Below are 22,420 nucleotides of genomic sequence, written 5' to 3'. Positions count from 1 at the left end.
GTCGAGTGAGGAGTGCGTGCCCTCAATGACGGTCGGCTGGAGGAACTGCTCCGGCACGACTTTCGAGGTGTGCGCGGCGCAGCTCGTCAGGAATGCGGCGAGACAGGTAATCGCCAGTTTCCGGGTCAGCATTTGCTGCAATCTCCACAGAGCGGTTGGTGGTGGCGCGGGCGTTCCGCAGCGCTGCATCGAAGGCAGAGCGGCGCACGGCTTCGCGGTTGAGGGTCTCGACGGTCTGCTTGAGGTCGGCCAGTTCCTTTGCCGACTCCTCCAGCTCCGTCACGCGCTGGGCCATTGCGGTGTACTTCCAGGCTGCGAAGCCGCCTGCCGCGAGCGCGGCAACGACCAGCAGCGCCGCGAGGGCGCGCAGGATGTTGGTTGGGTTCATCGGTTCTCTTGGACGTAACAGGCGACTCGCAGAAGCTCCGAGGGAGTCGCGTCGGACTTGATCTGATTCGCGCGTGCGGAGATCACGCGCACGTTGCCCCGGACGTAGCCGAGGTCAGGTTCGATGCGGTCGAGCGTGGGTGAGTTGGGGCCTTGGGCCTTGCGCCCGACAGCGCGGTACAGCGGGATGCCCAGTGCCGGGCAGAAGTCGGGGACCACGATGTCGTCCGACGTGAGGTCGAACGGCAGTCCCTTCCTAGCTGCCCGGCGTTTCGCTTGGCGCACCAGGGCGAGTGCAATGTCCCGCTTGCCGCGGGTCAGTGCGTCTCGGCCCAATTCCTTCCGATCTTGAACTCGCCATCGAGCGGACAGCGGAAGCCGAAGTAATCGCCAGCCTTGCGGATGGCAGCCTGGGCGGTCTTGCCCACGAACTCGGCCTTGTCCTCGTCCACTTCGATTTGCCACTCGTCATGGACGTTGGCGAGGAACTCGTAGTGGACGCCCGGCACCAACCCTGCGGCTTGCAGGTCGGCGTCGAGGATCACCAGGGCTTTCTTCATCACCAGCGCACCGGCCGACTGGAGCAGGGTATTGAGCGCGGCGTGGTCGCTGCGGATGTGCAGCTTCCGGCCGTCGAGACCGATCAGGTATCCCTTCTCGGCCGCGCGCTTCTTGACCCCGCGTACCAGCTTCTCCAGCGCAGGCAGCCCGGCCAGGAACTTCGAGCGGAGCTTCGCCCCGGCCTGGCGACCCTTGCCAACGATGGAGCCGAGCTTCGCGTCGCCTGCCCCATAGAGGAAGGCGTAGATGAAGGTCTTGGCGTTGTCGCGGGTTGGCAGTCCTGCCGCCGATTGGTTGACGGAGTGGATGTCGCCTTCGAGGATGACCTTGGCGTACTCGCCGCCGTCGTGCTTTGCCATGAAGTGCGCCAGGCAGCGCAGCTCCAATCCCGAGGCGTCCGCGCCGACCTGGAGCTTCCCTGTTGGGACGCAGAACAACGAGCGGCACTCGAATCCGTAGCCGCCTTCCTGGCCCTTGAGGATTCCCTTCTCCTTCGAGTGCTGGACCTTCGGCACCTGAGCGATGTTCGGCTTCGAGTGCGTCATGCGGCCGGTCACCGCTGCGTTCTGATTCACGCTGCCGTGGATGCGGCCGTCCTTCTTGATGGCCTTGAGCCACGCCTCGTCGCCTTCGGCGAGCTGGCCGAGGCGCTTGTTGACGATGAAGTGCTCCAGCAGGAGCGGGATGATCGGGAACTTGAGCGCGCCCAGGACTTCTTCGTCGATCTTCGGCTGGCCCTTCTCGGTGAACTCCTGGGGCTGCCAGCCGTACATTGCAGTCAAGCGGTCAGCAATGTGCTGGCGGCTTGCCGGGTTGAACACCACGTCCTTGTAGGTCGTGACCTCCACGCCCTTGACGTAACCGCGGCGCTTGTCGTCGCGCTTCGGTACGAACTTGCGCTTCACCACCTTCCACGGCGGAATGACCTTGCGCAGCTCGGCCTCCAGCGCAGTGCGCCGGGACACGAGGATGCACTCCAGCTCACGCGCCTTCTCCTGATCGAACAGGTAGCCGTAGCGCTGCTGACGCGAGAGGATCGGCGCGACGGCCTGCTCCAGCTCGATGGCCTCGGTAGGGAGGCCCTTGCTCATCAGCAACGCGAACAGCGCTTGCGTGACCGCAACGTCCTGGTCGCAGTAGTCGTCCATTTCCTGAGACCACTGTGCCCAGGGATCGAGGCCGCGTGCGGCCATCTGCGCCGCGTAGTCGCCTTTCCAGCGACCGAGGCGGTAGCCCCACGCTTCGAGGGCGTGGCGGCCGATCAGCTTGCCCGGCAACACCGGGTTCGCTCCCTGCTTCTTGCGGGCCTTGAAGTCGCGGTCCTTGAGGTCCGGGTAGACCAGCGTGGACATCAGCAACGTGTCGAAGTACGCCTGGACCTTGAAGTCCGGGAACACCTTGGCGATAGCCGGAATGTCGAATCCGGCGATGTTGTGGCCGACAACGCGCTTGGCCTTCTTGAGCCTCTCGACGGCCTGACGGACTGTCATTTCGCCCGTGCCGTGATCGTTGGCGGACAGGATGGGACCGCGCGGTGCGCCGGTCTCATCTACCTCTTGGAGGGAAATGCAGTGGATCGTGTCAAGTTCGTCGAGGAGGCCATTGGTCTCGCAGTCGAATACGAGGATCAACGGCGGTCCTCCTTACGGGTAGCCGTGGTTGGTTACGGGGATTGCGCGGACGCGGCGGCGGGCGCGGAGGATGTACTCCGGCTCGGGGGCCTTCGGCGGCGTGTGGACGCCCTGCGGCGCGTGGCCGGGGAAGTCGTCGTCCTCGAACAGTTCGTCCTGCTCGGGCTGGTCGGGATGCAGCGTGTAGCCGTAATCCTCGACGTAGTGCGTGATGCGGCGGATGGTGCGCTCGGTGCCGTTGTTGTTCAGCACGAACAGCAGCTTCTCCGATGCGTCGGCAACCGCGCCTTCGAGGGATACGACCACCACCTCGTCGGTGCTGGGTTCGTAGATGGCGACGTGGGCGCAGCACCGCAGATCGAACCGGGCGCAGTGCTCGTGCGGCGTACCGAACTCGAAGCCGATCAGGCTCACGAGGTGACCCTCGGGCGAGCGGAAGTTGCGGATGCCGTTCGGAGCGGCCTCGCTGGTCCAGTCGTTACGGCCGCTCAGGTACGCGGCCACGTAGGTGTAGCTCGCCAGTGACACGAAGAAGCAGTCGATGTCCTTGATTTCGGTCCCGTCGTAGAACGCGCGCAGGCTTCCGCCACCCAGGATCACCAGGTGGCGGACTTCGGCCGGCAACACGTCGAACAGGGACCGAGCGTGTTGCTCGGCAGTCATGGTTGGTCCCTTAGCGGATCAGGTTGGTGAAGCGCTCGGCGACGCGCAGGGCGCGCTCGGCTTCTTCCTCGTGCTCGTCGGCCTGCGAGTGCAGGACATCGGCCTTGTCGCGCAGCGTCGATGCGGTGGCGATGCGGTCGGCGCTGATCTTGAACAGCTTGTCCACCTGGCCCTCCAGCACCTTCACCACGTCGGTCACGGTGTCCTTGCGGAACGGAGCGGTCAGCAGGTCGATTGCGATGGCGACGATCTCTTTCATTGGGGTAGTTCCTCGGCTTTGATGTGGATGACCACGCGCCGCCCAGGCTTGCCGTACATGACACGGCAGGCTTGGTCGGAGCGCGGGAGTTGGTAGGGGAGAACGAGGCTCTCAGCGAAGGAGAGCGGCGCATCAGCTGGGATGAAGCCGACGACCGAGCGGCCGTCAGTAGTCGGAGGTGGATACATCGGATGACTCGTCGGCGAAGTCGCCGTATTCGCCCGGAGCATCTGCATTGAGCAGGCGGCCGGATGCGTGGTCGTAGCTGTAGTAGAGAACCTGGCCGTTCGACTGGCCGGTGAAGCGATCCTTTAGGACGCGGAAGGTCGTGCAGTTGCGCTCGGCCTCGTTCTCGGCCTGCGTGTTGCGCTCCAGGCCGAACGCGAAGTGCGTCCAGAAGCCAATCGCGCGGCTGCCCTTGAAGTGGCGGAGCATCACGCGCCCGCCTTCCTCGTGTGGCTTGCCTTCTGGCGTGGCGAGGTGCGAGACCAGGTAGATGCAGATGAGGTGGCGCTGCGCGAACTGCGCGATCTTCGCCATCGTGTCCTCCAGCATCTTCCGCTCGTCCTCGGCACCGGCCGCAAACGACGTGAGGTTGTCGAGGACGATGTGCTTGACGCCCTCGGCGACGACCATGTGGGCCATCTTGGCTTCGATCACGTCCCACTCGGACGAGCCGAAGTGGTCGTAGATGAACACCTGGCCCTTGTCGAGAATCTCGAACGCGGCTTCCAGCTCCTCCTGCGTCCAGCTCCCATCGGGGACGTGGAAGCGGCGGCCAGCAACCTTGCCTGCCATGCGCTTCGCCGTCTCGACCGGCTGCTGCTCCAGGAAGAACAGGCCAACGCGGTCGCCGGTTTCCTGCGCGATGAAGGCTGCTTCCTCCATCAGCCAGTCGGTCTTGCCGATGCCGGTGCCCGCGCCGAAGGTGTAGACCTCGCCGTACCGCTTGCCGTAGGTCAGCGCGGTGAGGCGCGGGTCGTGCCAAGGCATGCCCATCGAGACCGGCTTGAGTGCCTTCTCCTTGAGGGAGCCGAACGTCACCACTCCATCGGGGCGCTTGGTCTGCGCTTCGTAGATGGCGCGGGTGATCGCCTCGGCATCGCCACGCTGGAGCAGCTCGTTCGGGTCTTTCGCCGGGAGCTGTGCGATCTTGGCCTTGCCGGGAGTCAGCAGCAGCGCCACTTCCTGCGCGGCGGCTTGGCCCGGTTCGTCCATGTCGAACATGAGCACAACCTCGTCGAAGCCGTTGACCCACTCCAGCTCGCGCTTGATGGACTTGGCCGCGCCTTGCGCTCCGTTCGGAACGGACACCACCGGCCAGCGGAGGCCGAGTGCCTGCGCCACGGAGAGCGCGTCGATCTCGCCTTCGGTGATGACGAGGCGTCGCCCCGGTTCGTAGAGGTGCTGGCCGAACAGCCCGCACGCCTTCGAGTCGCCGATGAATGAGAACTTCTTGTCGGGGTAGCGGAGCTTCTGCGCGACGATGCCGCCATCGCGCTTGTAGTTGGCGATCTGCACGGTCTTGCCGTGCTTGTCCTTGCCGATCCAGTAGCCGTACTTACGGCATGCTTCCTCAGTGATACCGCGCTTCGCCAGGGCTTGCGGTTCACCCTTCGCAAAGTCGCTCATGGTTTTCCTGCTGGTGGGTTGAGAGACCTCCTCGCCTTCGGCTGGCTCGTAGTGACCGCAGCCGAAGCAGTAGCCGTGCCCGTCGCTGTAGCGCGCAAGGTTGTCCTTGCTGCCGCAGTTCGGGCACGGCTCTTTGTGGAGGTATTCGGAGTCAGCGCTTTGCACGCTCCACGGACCACATGCGCTTGCGGTAGGAAATGCCGAGGCGACGATTCAGCGCACCCTTGACGGTGCGGCCCAGGCCGCGGAACGGCTTGTCGGCGCGCGCCCATGCGCGCTCGAAAGCCAGGCGCATCGCGGACGGAATGACGGTGGTAGCGGTGTTGGTCATGCGTTCTTCTCCAGCAGGAACTTGGTGAATGCGGCGACTTCTTCGGTCGCATCGTTGGCGTCGAGGCCCAGCTCGTCGGTGCAGTAGTTGCGATACAGCTGGAGCAGCGCATCGACGCGGTACTGCTTCGGAGCGCGGCGCGCTTCCAGGAGCGGAGCCTTGCTGCGGCGCTGACGGCGCGACAGGCGATAGCGCGTGTACCGCTGCCCCGAGGCGTCCTCGCAGGTCTGCGTTTCGATCTCGAAGCCAGCAGCGCGCAGCTCATCGACGCGCGAGGCGAGGCGGCGGATGCGGTAGACGCCTTCGGCCTGCCACGAGGTCAGGTGCGAGTGGCGACGCAGGTGATCCAGGACGACCTGGGTTTGCGGGGGCAGCGGTTTCACGTTGGGTTCTCCTATCGAGGGAAGTCAGGTGCCCACACGACGGGCTTGCCGTAGGCGGCGAGCAGGCGTCGCAGCGCGGCGTGTTGGGCTTCGGTGAAGTTGTCCTCGGGCTGCATGGCGTCGTTGACGCCGCCCAGGAGGCAGACTTGGTATGCGGATTGGTTGTGCTTACCGGCGAGAGCGCCGGGCTGATTCAGCGGGCGACCGTCGTAGATCGAGCCGTCACGTTCGATGACGAAGTGGACGGCGATCTTCGAGTAGCCCTGCGAGCGGTGCAGGCGTGCGAGTTCTTCGCCGGTCGTGACCTGCTCGGGGCGGGTCATGCTGGCGAGGACGAACAGCGCCTCTACCGATTCCAGAGGTTTGAGGCGCACTTAGAGTTTGTAGAGGTGGACTTCGGTGCGTGGTTCTTCGTCCGGCTGCGCCCAGCGCTTACCGGAGAGCAGCCACATGACTTGCTTGTCGTCGGCCCAATAGCCGGTGGCTTTGGTCACAACGTCCATCGGCCCCTTGGCGAGGTTGTCCACGTCGCCCTTGGGAAACGCGGCCTTCGAGGTCTTGGCGCGTTTGCATACCGCGATGATGACCACTAAAACCGGATCGGTCGGCGACAGGTCCAGATCACCGGCTGGCAGATGCTTCTCTGCGGCTTCCTTCCAGGTCTTGTAGGTCTTGCCGTAGTAGACGCCCCAGCGCGAAACCTTCGGGCGCGAGGCGGGCACCGGGTCAAACGGGAACGTGAGGGAGGCCAAATGCTTGGCCCCCCTCGCGGTGTTCACGATGACCGACAGCGGATCAGTAGTCGCCGTCATCGCCCTCGTCGTCGGAGTCGCTGTCGTCGTCCGAGTCGTCATCGCTGTCGCTGAACGGCGCGCTGTCGGCGGCCTCGTAGCCGTCCTCCTCGCCGAAGCCGTAGTCCTTGGCGTTGCGCTGGCCGAACTCGACCAGCTCGATCACCTGGACGGCGACCATGTAGCAGGTCAGGTAGAACTTCTTGGCCGATTCGACGAACGAGCCGCCGATCTCGTAGGAGACCTTGAGTTCGCTGCCGCCGCCGATCTGCGGCGGGTTGTCGATCTTCTTGCCGCGGGCGTCGAAGATGTCCGGGCGCATGGTGAACTTCTTGCCGGTGCGCTTGCTGACGCCGCTGGCCTTCATCTTGAACTTCACCAGCACGCGGCCGGTGTCATCGCCGTTCTCGTCGGTTTCTTCGGTGAACACCGGGGCCACTTCGGCACCCTTCTTCTTCTTCGGGTTCTCGCTCAGGAACTCCTGGAACAGCTCGTCGCGCCGGGTTTCCAGCTTCTTCGCCAGCGCCTTGAAGTCCTTGTCGTTCGGGTCGAACGCCAGGCTCACGGTGTATTCGCCTTCCGGCTTGAACTTGGTGTCCGGTTCGTTCAGGCGCGGCCACACGGCGGTGCCCTTGGGGGAGACGAATCGTTCGCGCTTCTTGGTTGCCATCAGTTGTCGGTCTCGTAGTTGGTCGGGAGATAGATGCCCGCGCGCCACAGGTCAGCGGCGGCGGTCAACGGGGTGTCGGCGGAAATGCCGAAGGCTTCGTCGATGTCGAAGCCGATGAGCGCCTCGTCGATGAAGGCGTCGGTGATCGGGTCACGCATCACGGGTAGTGCGGTTTCAGCTCGCGCTCCGCGTAGCGGCGCACGGCGTTGAGGGTGTTGACCTGCCGGTAGCGGCAGTCCTGCTCCATGCGCGAGACGACCCGCAGCACTTCCATCGGATCGAGGCCGAGCACTTCGCAGAAGTTCTTGAAGGCGCACGCCAAGCCGATCACCTGATCGGCCGGGTGGCCGAGGGACTGCACGCTGTCGATCACTACGAAAGCGCCGCGTGCGGCGCTCTCGGCAGAACGTGAGTGCAGTCCGTCGATGACGCGATCACGCACCTGCGTGCAGCTCCGTCATGCGGTGCTTGAACTCCTCGACCGTGCCGTGTTCGGCCGGGTTGTAGATGCCGAGGACCACACCGAAGTGGTCCTGGGCAACGTAGGTGTTCAGTGCGTGCTGGTAGTTGATGCTCATGTTGATGTTCTCGCTTGGGGTATCAATTGCCAAAAGGGGATGGACTAGGCAAAGAAATAGCGCGACTCCAGCACCAGGCTGAGGTCCAGGTCGCCATGCGGCGGGAGGGGTGGGAGTTTCTCTGCCGCTTCTGGCGGGAGCTGCTCGACGAGTTGCTGTCGGAAGTCGGCCAGTACGTCGCCGCTGTATTGATCGACGAACGCCTGCCGGAGTGCGGCGGCGAGGATTGCTGCCTGGCCCGCGTGCGTACCGTAGGAGTCGTGGATCATGGCGAACGACTCGATGCCGTTCTCTGCCGCGAGGCAGGTGGTCAGCATCATGTGGCTGGCGTCGCAGGAGTGGACGAAGTTCGGACTGATCCCGAGGGTCTGCCTGCGACGGTCGAGCTTAGTACCGCCGATGTTGACCACTAAATTCACCTCGCGGCCTCCGACGTGCGGCCGGATGCGGACGCCTTCCTCCTCGCGGTACTCCTGGAGGACCGGGAAGCCAGCGGGGGTCGTCCAGCTCACCGGCAGGTCGGCCGACGAGGCGACCTTGGAGGCGTCACGCAGCCAGTCCATCGCCGCGCGGGCTGCGATCACGACCTCGCCGATGCACTCCCACAGCAGGGTCGCCAGGTACTCGGCGGTCTCCCAATCGTCCTCCATGCCCAGCTTCTTGAACTTGGAGAGCACCTGGGCGCGCATGCCCGACTTCGTGACGCCGTAGGGCAGCGTCATCACCGGCTGCTTCACGATGTCGCGGGTGAGCTGGCCGTCCAGCTTGATCGCCAGCGGGTCGCCGCTCTCGGCACGGGCGCGCAGCTTCTCCTGGGCCACGTCTTTCACGCGCGAATAGATGTCGGCGGGCTTCGGCTGCGGGATCAGGTTGGTGGCTGCACCGCCCACGGAGTCGCGGAGCATGGCCGAGAAGTTCTGGAGGCCGTTACAGGAGCCGTCGAGCGCGATGGGCAGATGGGAGACGTGATCGCGGCCGTTGAGGCTGTAGCCGAGCCACTCGAAGCACGCTGCCAGCGCGCAGAACGGGCTGTCGGCGTCCATCCAGAAGCGTTGGCCGTCCAGCGGATCGAGGGCGCTGTCGAGAATCTGCTCCTCGTGCTCGCGCACCCAGGCCACGCGCTCCTCGAACGACACCTTGTCCACGCCGAAGCAGTTGGCGACGTGGATGGCGAGCCAGTAGGCACCGTCCTCGCCGAGCGGCACGCCTTGGGCGAACGTCAGCAGGCCCTTGGCCGCATCATCACCCTGCGGGGTCAGCGTCGGGGGCAGGGGGTAGCACCGGCCGCGGAAGTCGAGGTTGTGAGGGAAGTAGATCGCGGGGTACTCGGCGAACTTCTCCGCCAAGGCGATCTTCTGCGCGGCGGCGAGGCGGGTGGACACGCTGCGCGCGTTGGCCTCGTAGACCTTGGCGCGGTCGCGCTTCCATTCCTTGAACTCGTCGGCGTGGTGCTCCTTGAAGTAGTCCGGGTCGGTCTCCAGCAGGGCAGGGCGGCTCGGCAGGTCCATCAGTTCACGCTCCGGCAGCCCGGCGACACCGCCGCCTGCGTTCCACAGCTCGCGCATGACCTCTAGGACGGGCACGTTCACCTTCCAGGCGGTTGCCTGGATGGCGTTGAGGGCCTGGTAGACGTTGGGCATATCGACCAGCGCCAGCTCGCGCTTGTAGGCGCGGTTGCGGGTACGCACGAGGTCAGCCCGGCCGCCGATGTCGGTCAGGTAGCCGCCGTCGCGGGGCGTGGTCCACGGACGGGGCGGGACGACCATCGGCATCAGCACCGGCTGGTACAGGGCGGCGCTGTCGTGGGCCTTGGTCAGCCAGTCGAGCACCTTCTGATTCCCGGCGATGAGCAGGTGGCGCTTGCCGCGCTCGGCGACGGTGACCAGCTCGACCAGCCCGGTCGCCTCGACGAACAGCTCGATGAGCTTCATGCCCACCAGCAGCGCGTCCTTGTCGGACAGGTAGAGGCGCTTGTCGTCCTCGGGGGCGAACTCGGCGTCGGCGATGACGTGCCGCATGACGGCGGTGGAGTGCCGGGCCGAGGTGGACTTCTTGAGCTGCTCCTGGACGACCCGGTACAGGCCGGGGTGCTTCTCGCGGAGCAGGGAGAAGTTGATCTCGTTGGCGACCTCGTGGCCCAGGGTGATCGCCACGGACACCGCCTTGCGGTGATCGGCGACCAGCGCGTTGACGCAGGTGAAGCTGGTCAGATAGGCGAGGGCGTGGGGGTTCAGGTGGCGGATGAATTTGAGGGCGGCGTGGCGCTTGCCCGGCTTGCCGGTGTCGGCTTCGGCCACGAACGCCATGATCGCGGCGGCGGTGGCGTCGATGCTCTCCATGACCAGCTTGCGGCCGGGGCCGGTCTCGGCCTCCTGGCGCTGCTCCCTGATCTTCTCGTAGCGGGCAATGCCCAGGCTGGTGCTTTCCTTCTCCAGTTCGAGCTGGGCGGCGTGCAGGTCGTTCTCTTGCCAAGTCGTCATCGTTTGCCCTCGGGGGATGCAAAAGTCAAAACGGGAGGACCGCACCGGGGGCTGCCCGGTACGGTCCTGAGTGGTTCGGTTGTTGGTCCTGGGTGGACCTATGTGGAACTGTAGTAGTCCTCGGTGGTGAACAGCAATGAGTAGTTCTGAATGGTTGTCCTAGGAGGAGGTCCGCCGAAGATGACCACTTTATTCGGCGTCACCTGGTGTCACCTGTCGCGGCACCCGGCGTCACCTATATGTCACCCGAAGCGTCACCTGATAGACTGGAACGCTGTAAGTAGTTGAGTGGTCAGCACTAATCGGCAGGGGCTTCGGGATTTAGGTTCCAGTGCCGCAAGGCGTGGGGGTTCGAGTCCCCCCTTTCGCACCAGTGCCGGCCTGTCCCCCGCCCTGATCGGGCCCCGCTGCCCCCCTTGACCGGCACGCGCTGGCAGTGCAGGCCGAATTGGGCGAAACTAAAGGGCTGCGGCAAGCAGGCGCGTCCCAGACGTCGTGTCCTTACAACCGTTTCATCCCAATCATCGAGCCGGGGGCCTGCGCCACCGGTGGCAGGAGTCAACATGCAAGCTTCGATCGAATCCACCGGCAACCTGGAACGCCGCCTGAGCTTCTCGCTGCCGGAAGACCGTCTGCAGAGCCACATCGTCGGCCGCCTGGGCGAAATCGCCCGTACCACCCGCATCAAGGGTTTCCGTCCGGGCAAGGTGCCGGCCAAGGTGATCGAGCAGCGCTTCGGCGCGCAGGTCCGTGGCGAGGCGCTGGACGGCCTGCTGCGCGAAACCTTCGACGCGGCCGTGCGCGAGCACGATCTGCGCATCGTCGGCAGCCCGCGCATCGACAAGGGCGACGAGGGTGAATTCTCCTTCGTGGCCACCGTGGAAGTGGTGCCGGACTTCGGCGACATCGACGTCAGCAAGCTGGCTGTCGTGCGCCACACCGCCGAGATCACCGACGCCGACATCGACCAGATGATCGAGAACCTGCAGAACCAGCGTCGTACCTGGGCCCCGGTCAGCCGTGGCGCGCAGGACGGTGACCTGGTCGCGGTGGAAACCTGGTCGCAGGCCGGTGAAGAGCGCCTGCCGGCCGAAGGCACCGAGAAGGGTTCGATCGTGCTCGGCCAGGGCATGATGTTCGAGGCCATTGAAAAGGGCCTGGTCGGCCTGGCCAAGGGCGAAGAGAAGACCCTGGACGTCGAGTTCCCGGCGGACTGGCGTGTGCCGGTGCTGGCCGGCAAGACCGTGCAGGTCACCGTCAAGGTCGCCGAAGTGTCCGAGCCGGTCGTGCCGGCGGTCGACGAAGCCTTCATCAAGAGCTTCGGCGTGAAGGGTGGCGATGTGGAGCAGTTCCGCAGCGACATCCGCGCCAACCTGGAGCGCGAGCTGAAGGGCGCCCTGATGAACCGCCTGCGCCGCGAAGTGGGCGAGCAGCTGATCGCCGCCTATTCCTCGGTGGAAATGCCGCCGCGCCTGGTCGAGAACGAAGCCCGTGCCATGCTGGCCCAGCAGGTCGAGCAGATCCGCCGCAACGGCCAGAACGTCGGCGAGATCCCGGCCGATGCCCACGAAGGCTTCAAGGAAGCGGCCGCCAAGCGCGTGCTGGTCGGCCTGCTGGTCGGTGAAGTGGCCCGCATCAACGACCTGCGCCTGGAAGCCAAGCGCCTGAACGAAACGATGCGTCTGATCGCTTCGACCTACGAAGAGCCGGAGCAGGTCATTGAGATGTACCGCAACGACCCCCAGCTGATGTCTGGCCTGCAGAACCGTGTGATGGAAGAGCAGGTGATCGACTGGATCGCCGAGCGTGCCCAGCACACCGAAGAGAAGCTGTCGTTCCAGGACGCGATCCGCCAGTAAGCCCGGGCGGATCACCGGATGCCCCGCGCCTTTGCCGGCGCGGGGTTGTTGCCCCCCAAGATAGGTACCTCACGTAATGGACAACCGAACCAAAGCCCTGAACCTGGTTCCGATGGTGGTCGAGCAGACCAGCCGCGGCGAGCGTGCCTACGACATCTATTCGCGCCTGTTGAAGGAGCGCCTGATCTTCCTCGTGGGCCCGATCGACGATCACATGGCCAACGTGGTGGTGGCGCAGTTGCTGTTCCTGGAATCGGAAAACCCGGAAAAGGACATCAACATCTACATCAACTCGCCGGGTGGCGTGGTCACCGCCGGCATGGCGATCTACGACACCATGCAGTACATCAAGCCGAATGTGAGCACCACCTGCATCGGCCAGGCTGCCTCGATGGGTGCCCTGCTGCTGGCCGCGGGCGAAGCCGGCAAGCGCTATGCGCTGCCGAACTCGCGCGTGATGATCCACCAGCCGCTGGGCGGCTACCAGGGCCAGGCCACCGACATCGACATCCACGCGCGTGAGATCCTGACCCTGCGTTCGCGCCTGAACGAGGTGCTGGCCAAGCACACCGGCCAGTCGCTGGAGACGATCGCCCGCGACACCGAGCGCGACAACTTCAAGAGCGCCTTCGAGGCGCAGGCCTACGGTCTGGTCGACCAGGTCCTGGAGCGTCGTCCGGATGAGTCGATCCAGGCCGGTTGACCGGCCTTCACGGGGCCATGGAGGCCTCGTTCCTGCAGGGTCGGGCGGGACTGGTGTCCCCTCGGCCCTGTGCTATTCTCGAATCGAACCCCCGTTCAGCGGGTGGGGTAACTGGGTAAGCGAAGCATGAGCGAAGACCGCCAAGGTCGTTCCACGGACACCGGCAAGATCCTCTACTGCTCTTTCTGCGGCAAGAGCCAGCATGAAGTGCGCAAGCTGATTGCGGGTCCGAGCGTGTTCATCTGTGATGAATGCGTGGAGCTGTGCAACGACATCATCCGCGAGGAGCTTGAGGAAAAGGCGCAGTCGGCGCGCAGTTCGCTGCCGAAGCCGCGCGAGATCCTCGAGGTGCTCGACCAGTACGTGATCGGCCAGAACCGCGCCAAGCGCACCCTGGCCGTGGCCGTGTACAACCACTACAAGCGCATCGAGAGCCGGCAGAAGAACGACGACGTCGAACTGGCGAAGTCGAACATCCTGCTGGTCGGCCCGACCGGTTCGGGCAAGACCCTGCTGGCCGAGACCCTGGCCCGCCTGCTCAACGTGCCGTTCACCATGGCCGACGCCACTACGCTGACCGAAGCCGGTTACGTGGGCGAGGACGTGGAGAACATCATCCAGAAACTGCTGCAGAAGTGCGACTACGACGTCGAGAAGGCGCAGCAGGGCATCGTCTACATCGATGAAATCGACAAGATCTCGCGCAAGAGCGAGAACCCGTCGATCACCCGCGATGTGTCCGGCGAAGGCGTGCAGCAGGCCCTGCTGAAGCTGATCGAAGGCACCGTGGCCAGCGTTCCGCCGCAGGGCGGCCGCAAGCACCCGCAGCAGGAATTCCTGCAGGTGGACACCAAGAACATCCTGTTCATCTGCGGCGGCGCGTTCGCCGGGCTGGACAAGGTGATCCAGGCCCGTTCCACCGACGTCGGCAGCATCGGCTTCGGCGCCAAGGTGAAGAGCAGCGAGCGCAAGCAGGAAGTGGGCAAGGTGCTGGCCGAAGTCGAGCCGGAAGACCTGATCAAGTTCGGCCTGATTCCCGAGTTCGTCGGCCGCCTGCCGGTGGTGGCGACCCTGGAGGAGCTGGACGAGCCGGCCCTGATCAAGATCCTGACCGAGCCGAAGAACGCCATCACCAAGCAGTTCAAGAAGCTGTTCGAGATGGAGAACGTCGAGCTGGAGTTCCGCCCGGACGCGTTGTCGGCCATTGCCCGCAAGGCGCTCAAGCGCAAGACCGGTGCCCGCGGCCTGCGTACCATCGTCGAATCGGTCCTGCTGGACACCATGTACGACCTGCCGTCGCAGGAAAACGTCAGCAAGGTGGTGGTAGACGAGTCGGTGATCGAGCACAAGTCCGAGCCGTACCTGATCTACCAGACCCCGGCGGCCCCTGAACAGAAGGCCGCAGGCGCCGAGTGATCCTTCCAGGTTGTTGATTGGAAAGGATTTTCAAGGAATGCCTTGCATCTGAAAGCCGATGGCCCCATAACGGGGCCATCGGCTTTTTTTGTCTCCGGAAGATGCCCCTCCCGGAGGCGGTTTTCCCCCTTCCCTGGAGCCCCCATGGCCCGTTCCCCAAGTGAAACCCTCGACCTGCCGGTCCTGCCGCTGCGCGACGTAGTGGTGTTCCCGCACATGGTCATCCCGCTGTTCGTCGGCCGTGACAAGTCCATGCACGCGCTCGAACAGGCAATGGAGGCGGACAAGCGCATCCTGCTGCTGGCGCAGAAGTCGGCCGAAACCGACGACCCGCATGCGGCCGACCTCTACCAGGTCGGTACGCTGGCGCAGGTGCTGCAGCTGCTGAAGCTGCCCGACGGCACCATCAAGGTGCTGGTCGAAGGACTGTCGCGCGTGCAGGTCACCCACGTCGACGAGCGCAACGGCTCGCTGCACGGCCAGGCGGTGGAGATCGACGCCACTGACGAGCGCGAAGCGCGCGAGGTCGAGGCCATCGCCCGCTCGCTGATGTCGCTGTTCGAGCAGTACGTCAAGACCAACCGCAAGCTGCCGCCGGAGCTGTTGCAGACGTTGTCGGGCATCGATGAGCCGGCGCGCCTGGCCGACACTATCGCCGCGCACATCAGCGTGCGCCTGGCCGACAAGCAGCGCCTGCTGGAAACGCTGGCCGTGGGCGACCGCCTGGAAATGCTGGTCGGCCTGGTCGACGGCGAGATCGACGTGCAGCAGATGGAGAAGCGCATCCGCGGCCGCGTGAAGTCGCAGATGGAGAAGAGCCAGCGCGAGTACTACCTCAACGAACAGATGAAGGCCATCCAGAAGGAACTGGGTGACCTGGACGACGCACCGGGGGAGCTGGAAGAACTGGCCCGCAAGATCGCCGAAGCCGGCATGCCGAAGGCCGTTGAAGCCAAGGCGCGCAACGAACTGAACAAGCTCAAGCAGATGTCGCCGATGTCGGCCGAAGCCGCGGTGGTGCGCAACTACCTGGAGTGGCTGCTGGGCGTGCCGTGGAAGAAGCGCAGCAAGGTGCGCAAGGACCTGAAGGCTGCGCAGGACACCCTCGACGCCGATCACTACGGCCTGGAGAAGGTCAAGGAACGCATCCTTGAATACCTGGCGGTACAGTCGCGCGTGAAGCAGATGAAGGGACCGATCCTGTGCCTGGTCGGGCCGCCGGGCGTGGGCAAGACCTCGCTGGGCCAGTCCATCGCCAAGGCCACCAACCGCAAGTTCGTGCGCATGTCGCTGGGCGGCGTGCGCGACGAGGCCGAGATCCGTGGCCACCGTCGTACCTACGTCGGTTCGATGCCGGGCCGCATCGTGCAGAACCTCAACAAGGTCGGCAGCAAGAACCCGCTGTTCGTGCTCGACGAGATCGACAAGATGTCGATGGACTTCCGTGGCGATCCGTCTTCGGCGCTGCTGGAAGTGCTCGACCCGGAGCAGAACAACGCGTTCAACGACCATTACCTGGAAGTGGACCTGGACCTGTCCGAAGTGATGTTCGTGGCCACCTCGAACTCGCTCAACATTCCCGGCCCGCTGCTGGACCGCATGGAAGTGATCCGCATCCCCGGCTACACCGAGGATGAGAAGCTCAACATCGCCACCCGCTACCTGGTGCCCAAGCAGGTCAAGGCCAACGGCCTGCAGCCGGAAGAGCTGGAGATCGGCAGCGATGCCATCCAGGACATCGTGCGCTACTACACGCGCGAATCGGGCGTGCGCAACCTGGAACGCGAGATCGCCAAGATCTGCCGCAAGGTGGTGAAGGAGATCGCGCTGGCCGGCCCGCAGCCGGCCAAGGCGAAGAAGGGCGCGAAGAAGAAGGCGCTGGTGAGCGTGTCCAGCAAGAACCTGGACAAGTACCTGGGCGTGCGTCGCTTCGACTTCGGCCGTGCCGAGGAAGAGAACGAGATCGGCCTGGTCACCGGCCTGGCCTGGACCGAGGTGGGCGGCGATCTGCTGCAGATCGAATCGACGCTGGTGCCGGGCAAGGGCCAGCTGATCCTGACCGGCCAGCTCGGCAACGTGATGAAGGAATCGGCTTCAGCGGCGCTGTCGGTGGTGCGTTCGCGCGCGGTCGGCTTCGGCATCGACAGCGACTTCCTGCAGAAGCACGACGTGCACCTGCACGTGCCCGATGGCGCCACCCCGAAGGACGGCCCGAGCGCCGGTGCGGCAATGGTCACCTCGCTGGTGTCGATGCTGACCAAGGTGCCGGTGCGTGCCGATGTGGCGATGACCGGCGAGATCACCCTGCGGGGTCGCGTCACCGCCATCGGTGGCCTGAAGGAAAAGCTGCTGGCGGCACTGCGTGGCGGCATCCGCACGGTCATCATCCCGGAAGAGAACCGCAAGGACCTGGCCGACATTCCGGCCAACGTCACCCGCGATCTGAAGATCGTCCCGGTGAAGTACATCGAAGAGGTCCTGGACCTGGCGCTGGAGCGTCCGTTGGCACCGAAGAAGGCGCGCAAGAGTGCGCAGCGTGTCACGGTGCGCAGCAAGGCCAAACCGAGTGGAAGCGCGCGCGTCAAGCATTGACGCGCGCTGTCCAATGGCCCGAAACCCGCGTCATTGCTGGCTTTCCAGCTTGCGTGGGGGTAGGGCCACTGGTATAAAAGCAGCACTCGCGAATGAGTGATCGCTGCCAGCGATGACTGAATCGGCGAACCGTTTCCACATGGTGGCCGCATGCAGAAGGCATGCGGTTGCTTCCCTGTCGAATAAGCGGAACCCACCGCCAAAGGAGTTGTAGAGAATGAACAAGACCGAATTGATCGATGCCGTTGCTGAAGCTGCCGACCTGACCAAGGCCGAGTCCAGCCGCGCTGTCGATGCCGTCGTTGCTGCCATCACCAAGGCGCTGAAGGACGGCGATGCGGTCACCCTGGTTGGCTTCGGTACCTTCCAGGTCCGCGACCGTGCTGCACGCACCGGCCGCAACCCGAAGACCGGCGACACCATCAAGATCGCTGCTTCGAAGAATCCGTCGTTCAAGGCTGGCAAGGCCCTGAAGGATGCTGTAAACTAAGCGGCTCGCTGGGGTGCTTAGCTCAGCGGTAGAGCGTCTCCTTTACACGGAGAGGGTCGGGGGTTCGAAACCCTCAGCACCCACCACAGCACCGCGGTAAAAGTTTGAGTGTGGAGCGGTAGTTCAGCTGGTTAGAATGCTGGCCTGTCACGCCGGAGGTCGCGGGTTCGAGTCCCGTCCGCTCCGCCATTCAACGAGGCCTCCGGCCAAAAGCTGGAGGCTTTGTTTTCTTCCCGGTCCAGGCCGGCTGGAAAGCAAAAAAAGCAACAATGCGGAGCGGTAGTTCAGCTGGTTAGAATGCTGGCCTGTCACGCCGGAGGTCGCGGGTTCGAGTCCCGTCCGCTCCGCCACTACATCGAGGCCCCCGGCCTGAAGCCGGGGGCCTTGTCTTCTCCCCGGAAGGCTCGGGAAGAAGGCGAAAGGTTTTTGCAAGAACGGAGCGGTAGTTCAGCTGGTTAGAATGCTGGCCTGTCACGCCGGAGGTCGCGGGTTCGAGTCCCGTCCGCTCCGCCATTGCAGAATTCTTAAGTCCCTGTGAAAAAACTTTGAAAAAAGTGTTCATCGGGCTGGGTTTCCAAGGAGTCTTCGGATATACTGGGCACCTGCAAAGTTTCAGCGCGGAGCGGTAGTTCAGCTGGTTAGAATGCTGGCCTGTCACGCCGGAGGTCGCGGGTTCGAGTCCCGTCCGCTCCGCCAACTCTAAAAGCCCTCGGCGCAAGCCGGGGGCTTTTTCTTTGTGCCGTCGGAAGCGGTGCGCAGGCCACGCCAGCGCTGCTTTTGGTCCCTGCGACGAAGCGGGTTACACTGCCGGGCTCGCCAATCAGGCCTTGTGATTCCTCACCATGCTGCAGAAACTCCGCGACAAGACCTCAGGCTGGATCGTCACCGTGATCCTGGGGCTGCTGATGATTCCGTTCCTGTTCGTGATCGACAACAGCTACCTCGGTGGCGTTGGCGCACAGAACGTGGCCAAGGTTTCCGCGCCGCCGACCTGGTGGCGTTCGGCACCGTCGTGGTGGCCGGTGCGCATGCTGTGGCAGCACCATGAGATCAGCGCGCAGGATTTCCGCACCCGCTTCGAGCAGGAGCGCATGCGTGAGCGCCAGCAGCAGGGCGAGAATTTCGACCCGCGCGCGTTTGAAAGCACCGAAAACAAGCTGGCCGTGCTCGATCAGCTGATCGACGAACAGGTCGTGCGCCTGGTTGGCGAGCAGGCCGGTGTCGTGATCGGCGATGGCGCGGTGCGCGAGTACATCGCCACCATCCCGGCCTTCCTCGATTCGAACGGCAAGTTCAACGAGAACAACTACCGCCTGGCGCTTGCCGGTGGCAATCCGCCGCGCACGCCGACCCAGTTCCAGGAACTGGTGCGTGAGAGCCTGCAGCAGTCGGTGATTCCGTCGGGCCTGCAGAACTCGGGCTTCGTTACCCAGTCCGAGACCGAGCGCCTGCTGAAGCTGCTGGGCGAGACCCGCGATGTCGAACTGGCCGCGTTGCCGGAAATGCCGGCCGATACCGCGCCGGTGACCGACGCGCAGATCAAGCAGTGGTACGACAGCCATGGCAAGGACTTCCGCCAGGCCGAGAGCGTTTCGCTCGAGTACGTCGAGATCAATGGTGCGAACCTGCCGGCACCGACCGCCGCCGACGAAGCCACCCTGCGCAAGCGCTATGAAGACGAGAAGGCGAAGTTCACCACGCCGGAGCAGCGCCAGGCCTCGCATATCCTGATCACCGGCGACGGTGCCGAAGCCAAGGCGAACAAGATTGCCGCCGAAGCCAAGGCTGCCGGCGCCGACTTCGCTGCACTGGCCAAGGCCAACTCGGAAGACCCGGGTTCGAAGGGCCAGGGGGGTGACCTGGGTTGGGTCGAACGCGGCGCGATGGTCAAGCCGTTCGAAGATGCGCTGTTCGCTGCCAAGGCCGGTGACGTGATTGGTCCGGTCAAGACCGAGTTCGGCTATCACATCATCAAGGTTGCTGCGGTCCGTGGCGGCCAGGGCAAGTCCTTCGAGGAAGTGCGTGACACGCTGGCTGCCGAGCAGCTGAAGGCCGACGGCGAGCGCGGCTTCAACGAACTGGCCGGCCGTCTGGTCGACGCCATCAACAAGAGCCCGAGCGATCTGGCTGCCGCGGCCAAGGAAGTGAACCTGCCGCTGCAGACGCTGGGCCCGATCACCCGTGCCACCGCCAGTGGCATCGCCGCTGACCCGGGCGTGCTGCGTGCCGCCTTCTCCGACGTGCTGGTGCAGGACGGGACCGCCAGCGACCCGATTGCGCTGGGCGGCGCGACCAACCACAGTGTGGTCATCCGCGTGGCCGCGCACACCCCGGAACAGGCCATGCCGCTGGACAAGGCGCGCGAGCAGGTGATCGCCGCGATCCGTGCCGACCGTCAGCGCCAGGCCAGCGACAAAGCGGCCGATGCCGTGCTGGCCAAGCTGAAGGCGGGCGCCACCCTGCAGTCGCTGGCGGCCAGCGAGAAGCTGCAGCTGAGCCCGATGCCCGGCCTGCCGCGCAGCCAGCCGGTGCCGACCCCGGAAATCAACCGCGCGATCTTCAGCGCGCCGGTGCCGGCCGATGGCAAGCCGAGCTACGGCAAGGTCGATGTCAACGGCCATGCGTTGCTGTTCGCGGTGAACAAGGTGAACCCGGGCGACGTGAAGGAAGTGACCGCCGAGCAGCAGAAGCAGCTGAAGGACCAGCTGAGCCAGATCGATGGCATGGCTGCGGCCAAGGCCTATGTCGAGGCGATGCGCAAGAAGTTCGTGATCCAGACCACCGAAGCGAACCTGTAAGCCTCGCGGCGGGCAGAATCGAAGAAGGCCCGGCAATGCCGGGCCTTTCTTTGTCTTCGCGTCGTTTGTGGCGCGCTTGGCCTCTGGTAGTGGTCGAGCTTGCTCGACCGCCTCTTGTAAAGTCGAGCCGTGCTCGACTGCATCCGCTGGGCGCAGGCATGAAAAAGCCGAGCATGGGCTCGGCTCTGTAGGAGGCAGGGCAGGGCGCGGCCGGAATCGCGCCTGCTTCAATCCTCGACGCGCAGCACCGCGCCAGGCTTCAGCACACTGCTGCCGCTCAGTCCGTTCAGCGACAGCAGGGCCTTCACCGGCATGCCGTAGCGGCGGGCGATGGTCCAGGCCGACTCGCCATCACGCACGGTGTGGCGGCGGCTGCGCGGACGGTCGGCGATCGCGGCGACGGTTCTGGTGACCTGCGGCGTCGGTACAGCGGCCGCCACCGGTGCGGTGGTGGCGACCAGCGCGGTCGCTGCCTCCGCTACCGTCGCATTTGCGGCCGAGACCGGCGCCAGCACGCGGGTGGTACCCGAGGGGCGGCCACCGGAGGCCAGGGCCGGGTTGAGGCGGGCGATCCTGGCAGGGTCCAGGGCGCGCTGTGCGGCCCACTGCTGCACGCTGGTGCCCGCAGGCAGGGTGTGGTCCTTCAGCACCGGCACGGTGCGGTCCAGCGAGGCCATCACGCCAGGCTGGTCTTCCACGTCTTCCAGCACGCAGGCCAGGGCATGCAGCTTCTCGACGTAGGCATGGGTGACCGGCGACAGGCCGGGCAGCGCCGAAGGCTTGGCGTTCTGCGCGTTCATGCCAGCCTTCCGCATGGACTGCAGCACGCGGTACTCGCCGGCGTTGTAGGCCATCGTGGCCAGGCGCCAGTCGCCGCCGAACATGCCGTGCAGGGTCTTCAGGTAGCGCACTGCGGCCTGGGTCGAATCGACCGCCGACAGGCGGCCGTCATAGCCGTTGGTCATCGGCACGCGATGGTTGCGCGCGGTGGTGGCGATGAACTGCCACAGGCCGGTCGGGCCGCTGCCATTGCGGGCATTGGGCCGGTAGCCGCTTTCCACGAAGGGAATCAGCGCGAACTCGGTGGGCAGGTCGGCCTTGCGCAGCTCTTCGACCACGTAGCCGAACAGCACCAGCGCATCGTCATCCTGGTTGGCCAGGCGCGAGGGGGCGTGGGCGAACTGCTTCTGCCAGCGTGGGCTGGTGGCCTCGGCGTCGCAGCTGGGTTCGGCCAGGCCGTCGCGGAAGCTGGTGAAGATCTCCTGGCCGTTACGCACCGAGGCCGCTGGCAGCGCGGACGGATCCAGCGGCAGGGCCGCGGCAGCGGTCAGGTTCTGGCTGATGCCGGCGCCCAGCGACTGTGCGCCCGCGGTTCCGGCCAGCCCCAGGACAAGGCCCAGGGCCAGCGGCAGACTTCGGCGCATCATGCGCGGAAGCCGTCTTTCCAGTGCCGAAGACCGGCCATCACGTCGACGTCGTCAACGACGTCACGGCCCAGGTGTGCCGAGACCGACGCACGGATCGGCGCCGCGTGCACACGCAGGAAGGGATTGCAGTCGAATTCGTTGGCCAGGGTTACCGGCAGGGTGGAACGGTCATCGCGGCGCATGGCCAAAGCCTCCTCTTGGCGCTGCCACAGGGCAGCGTTGGCGGGGTCGACATGCCGCGCGAAGACGGCATTTGACACGGTGTACTCGTGGGCGCAACAAAGCAGCAGTTGCGCGGGCAAGGTACCCAGCTTGCGCATCGATGCCAGCAGCTGGGACGGCGTACCTTCGAACAGACGTCCACAGCCCAGGCTGAACAACGAATCTCCGCTGAAAAGATGTTCAGCAGTGTGAAACGCGATGTGGCTGCGGGTATGCCCGGGCACGGATAGTACGTGGAACGTCCGGCCCAGTGCCTGAACGCGTTCACCTTCGCCGATCCGTTCGGTGGCCGTGGGGATGCGCTCTTCGACCGGCGCGATGACCCGTACACCGGGAAAGCGAGCCTGCAGTGCGGGCACGCCACCGATGTGGTCGTCGTGGTGGTGGGTGAGCAGGATCGTGTCCACGCGCAGGCCCTGATCGGCCAGTGCGAGCACTGGCGCGGCATCGCCGGGGTCGACGACCACGGCAGTGCCATCGTCGGCGATCAGCGTCCAGATGTAGTTATCCGCAAATGCGGGCAGGGCAGTCAGTCGCATAGAATTGG

The 22,420-nt window shown here is 65.0% G+C and carries 23 protein-coding genes and 5 tRNA genes; 11 read left to right on the top strand and 17 right to left on the bottom strand.

Features of this window, described 5'->3' with window-relative positions:
- Positions 1–22: 22 nt before the first annotated feature.
- From AC5P60_RS10930 to AC5P60_RS10860, 15 genes are all read right to left on the bottom strand, one after another.
- On the bottom strand, positions 23–388 hold the full coding sequence (locus AC5P60_RS10930; RefSeq protein ID WP_005412414.1) for a hypothetical protein: 366 nt from the start codon (positions 386–388) through the stop codon (positions 23–25).
- Positions 385–723 (bottom strand): hypothetical protein, encoded by a 339-nt coding sequence (locus AC5P60_RS10925; RefSeq protein WP_050483582.1) that lies wholly within the window; start codon positions 721–723, stop codon positions 385–387. Before AC5P60_RS10925 ends, AC5P60_RS10930 begins: the two co-directional genes overlap by 4 nt.
- Complete coding sequence (locus AC5P60_RS10920; protein ID WP_049417451.1) at positions 705–2,579, bottom strand: DNA polymerase; 1,875 nt, start codon at positions 2,577–2,579, stop codon at positions 705–707. Before AC5P60_RS10920 ends, AC5P60_RS10925 begins: the two co-directional genes overlap by 19 nt.
- Positions 2,580–2,591: 12 nt before the next feature.
- Positions 2,592–3,242, bottom strand: a complete 651-nt coding sequence (locus tag AC5P60_RS10915) for a Gabija anti-defense Gad2 family protein (RefSeq protein ID WP_005412416.1) — start codon at positions 3,240–3,242, stop codon at positions 2,592–2,594.
- A 10-nt stretch (positions 3,243–3,252) separates the two neighbouring features.
- On the bottom strand, positions 3,253–3,501 hold the full coding sequence (locus tag AC5P60_RS10910) for a hypothetical protein (RefSeq protein WP_005412417.1): 249 nt from the start codon (positions 3,499–3,501) through the stop codon (positions 3,253–3,255).
- Positions 3,502–3,666: 165 nt separating this feature from the next.
- Positions 3,667–5,298, bottom strand: a complete 1,632-nt coding sequence (locus AC5P60_RS10905) for a toprim domain-containing protein (protein WP_004154589.1) — start codon at positions 5,296–5,298, stop codon at positions 3,667–3,669.
- Positions 5,285–5,464, bottom strand: coding sequence for a hypothetical protein (locus tag AC5P60_RS10900; protein ID WP_004154591.1), 180 nt, complete (start codon positions 5,462–5,464; stop codon positions 5,285–5,287). Before AC5P60_RS10900 ends, AC5P60_RS10905 begins: the two co-directional genes overlap by 14 nt.
- Entirely contained in the window at positions 5,461–5,847 is a 387-nt protein-coding gene (locus AC5P60_RS10895; protein ID WP_004154592.1) for a helix-turn-helix domain-containing protein, read from the bottom strand. Before AC5P60_RS10895 ends, AC5P60_RS10900 begins: the two co-directional genes overlap by 4 nt.
- An 11-nt stretch (positions 5,848–5,858) precedes the next feature.
- Positions 5,859–6,221, bottom strand: a complete 363-nt coding sequence (locus AC5P60_RS10890) for an N-acetylmuramoyl-L-alanine amidase (protein WP_004154593.1) — start codon at positions 6,219–6,221, stop codon at positions 5,859–5,861.
- Entirely contained in the window at positions 6,222–6,659 is a 438-nt protein-coding gene (locus tag AC5P60_RS10885; RefSeq protein WP_157178715.1) for a RusA family crossover junction endodeoxyribonuclease, read from the bottom strand.
- Positions 6,643–7,308: a hypothetical protein gene (locus AC5P60_RS10880; protein ID WP_004154595.1), complete on the bottom strand. Its 666-nt coding sequence runs from the start codon at positions 7,306–7,308 to the stop codon at positions 6,643–6,645. The genes AC5P60_RS10885 and AC5P60_RS10880 overlap by 17 nt, the downstream gene beginning before the upstream one ends.
- On the bottom strand, positions 7,308–7,466 hold the full coding sequence (locus tag AC5P60_RS10875) for a hypothetical protein (protein ID WP_154267700.1): 159 nt from the start codon (positions 7,464–7,466) through the stop codon (positions 7,308–7,310). The genes AC5P60_RS10880 and AC5P60_RS10875 overlap by 1 nt, the downstream gene beginning before the upstream one ends.
- Positions 7,466–7,750, bottom strand: a complete 285-nt coding sequence (locus AC5P60_RS10870) for a hypothetical protein (RefSeq protein ID WP_005412421.1) — start codon at positions 7,748–7,750, stop codon at positions 7,466–7,468. The genes AC5P60_RS10875 and AC5P60_RS10870 overlap by 1 nt, the downstream gene beginning before the upstream one ends.
- Positions 7,743–7,886, bottom strand: coding sequence for a hypothetical protein (locus AC5P60_RS10865; RefSeq protein WP_005412422.1), 144 nt, complete (start codon positions 7,884–7,886; stop codon positions 7,743–7,745). The genes AC5P60_RS10870 and AC5P60_RS10865 overlap by 8 nt, the downstream gene beginning before the upstream one ends.
- 44 nt (positions 7,887–7,930) lie before the next feature.
- Positions 7,931–10,366 (bottom strand): DNA-directed RNA polymerase, encoded by a 2,436-nt coding sequence (locus AC5P60_RS10860; protein WP_005412423.1) that lies wholly within the window; start codon positions 10,364–10,366, stop codon positions 7,931–7,933.
- 563 nt (positions 10,367–10,929) lie between these two features.
- Between AC5P60_RS10860 and tig the strand changes: the two genes are divergently transcribed.
- From tig to AC5P60_RS10805, 11 genes are all read left to right on the top strand, one after another.
- Complete coding sequence (tig, locus tag AC5P60_RS10855; RefSeq protein ID WP_483693515.1) at positions 10,930–12,225, top strand: trigger factor; 1,296 nt, start codon at positions 10,930–10,932, stop codon at positions 12,223–12,225.
- Positions 12,226–12,301: 76 nt separating this feature from the next.
- Positions 12,302–12,928, top strand: coding sequence for an ATP-dependent Clp endopeptidase proteolytic subunit ClpP (clpP, locus tag AC5P60_RS10850; RefSeq protein ID WP_004146318.1), 627 nt, complete (start codon positions 12,302–12,304; stop codon positions 12,926–12,928).
- A gap of 126 nt (positions 12,929–13,054) precedes the next feature.
- Positions 13,055–14,344, top strand: a complete 1,290-nt coding sequence (clpX, locus tag AC5P60_RS10845; RefSeq protein WP_004154600.1) for an ATP-dependent Clp protease ATP-binding subunit ClpX — start codon at positions 13,055–13,057, stop codon at positions 14,342–14,344.
- Positions 14,345–14,488: 144 nt separating this feature from the next.
- Complete coding sequence (lon, locus tag AC5P60_RS10840; protein WP_033835467.1) at positions 14,489–16,936, top strand: endopeptidase La; 2,448 nt, start codon at positions 14,489–14,491, stop codon at positions 16,934–16,936.
- 217 nt (positions 16,937–17,153) lie between these two features.
- Positions 17,154–17,426 carry an HU family DNA-binding protein gene (locus AC5P60_RS10835; RefSeq protein ID WP_005408270.1) on the top strand — a complete coding sequence of 91 codons (273 nt, stop codon included), beginning with the start codon at positions 17,154–17,156 and terminating at the stop codon, positions 17,424–17,426.
- Between the two features lie 11 nt (positions 17,427–17,437).
- Positions 17,438–17,512, top strand: a tRNA-Val gene (locus AC5P60_RS10830).
- Between the two features lie 26 nt (positions 17,513–17,538).
- Positions 17,539–17,615, top strand: a tRNA-Asp gene (locus AC5P60_RS10825).
- Between the two features lie 84 nt (positions 17,616–17,699).
- Positions 17,700–17,776 (top strand) — tRNA-Asp (locus AC5P60_RS10820).
- A gap of 86 nt (positions 17,777–17,862) precedes the next feature.
- Positions 17,863–17,939: transfer RNA gene (locus tag AC5P60_RS10815), tRNA-Asp, on the top strand.
- 106 nt (positions 17,940–18,045) lie between these two features.
- Positions 18,046–18,122 (top strand) — tRNA-Asp (locus tag AC5P60_RS10810).
- Positions 18,123–18,268: 146 nt separating this feature from the next.
- A complete protein-coding gene (locus AC5P60_RS10805; RefSeq protein WP_483693514.1) occupies positions 18,269–20,224 on the top strand; it encodes a peptidyl-prolyl cis-trans isomerase in 1,956 nt (651 codons plus the stop codon).
- 227 nt (positions 20,225–20,451) lie between these two features.
- On the opposite strand, the gene AC5P60_RS10800 is transcribed toward AC5P60_RS10805, so the two are convergent.
- Both AC5P60_RS10800 and gloB read right to left on the bottom strand, forming a co-directional pair.
- Positions 20,452–21,651: a lytic transglycosylase domain-containing protein gene (locus AC5P60_RS10800; protein ID WP_005408272.1), complete on the bottom strand. Its 1,200-nt coding sequence runs from the start codon at positions 21,649–21,651 to the stop codon at positions 20,452–20,454.
- Entirely contained in the window at positions 21,648–22,412 is a 765-nt protein-coding gene (gene gloB / locus AC5P60_RS10795) for a hydroxyacylglutathione hydrolase (protein ID WP_049402787.1), read from the bottom strand. The genes AC5P60_RS10800 and gloB overlap by 4 nt, the downstream gene beginning before the upstream one ends.
- Between the last annotated feature and the right edge of the window lie 8 nt (positions 22,413–22,420).

It is taken from the genome of Stenotrophomonas sp. YJH_SMC_120, assembly GCF_059368675.1.
This window is presented reverse-complemented; position numbering and strand designations above follow the sequence as displayed.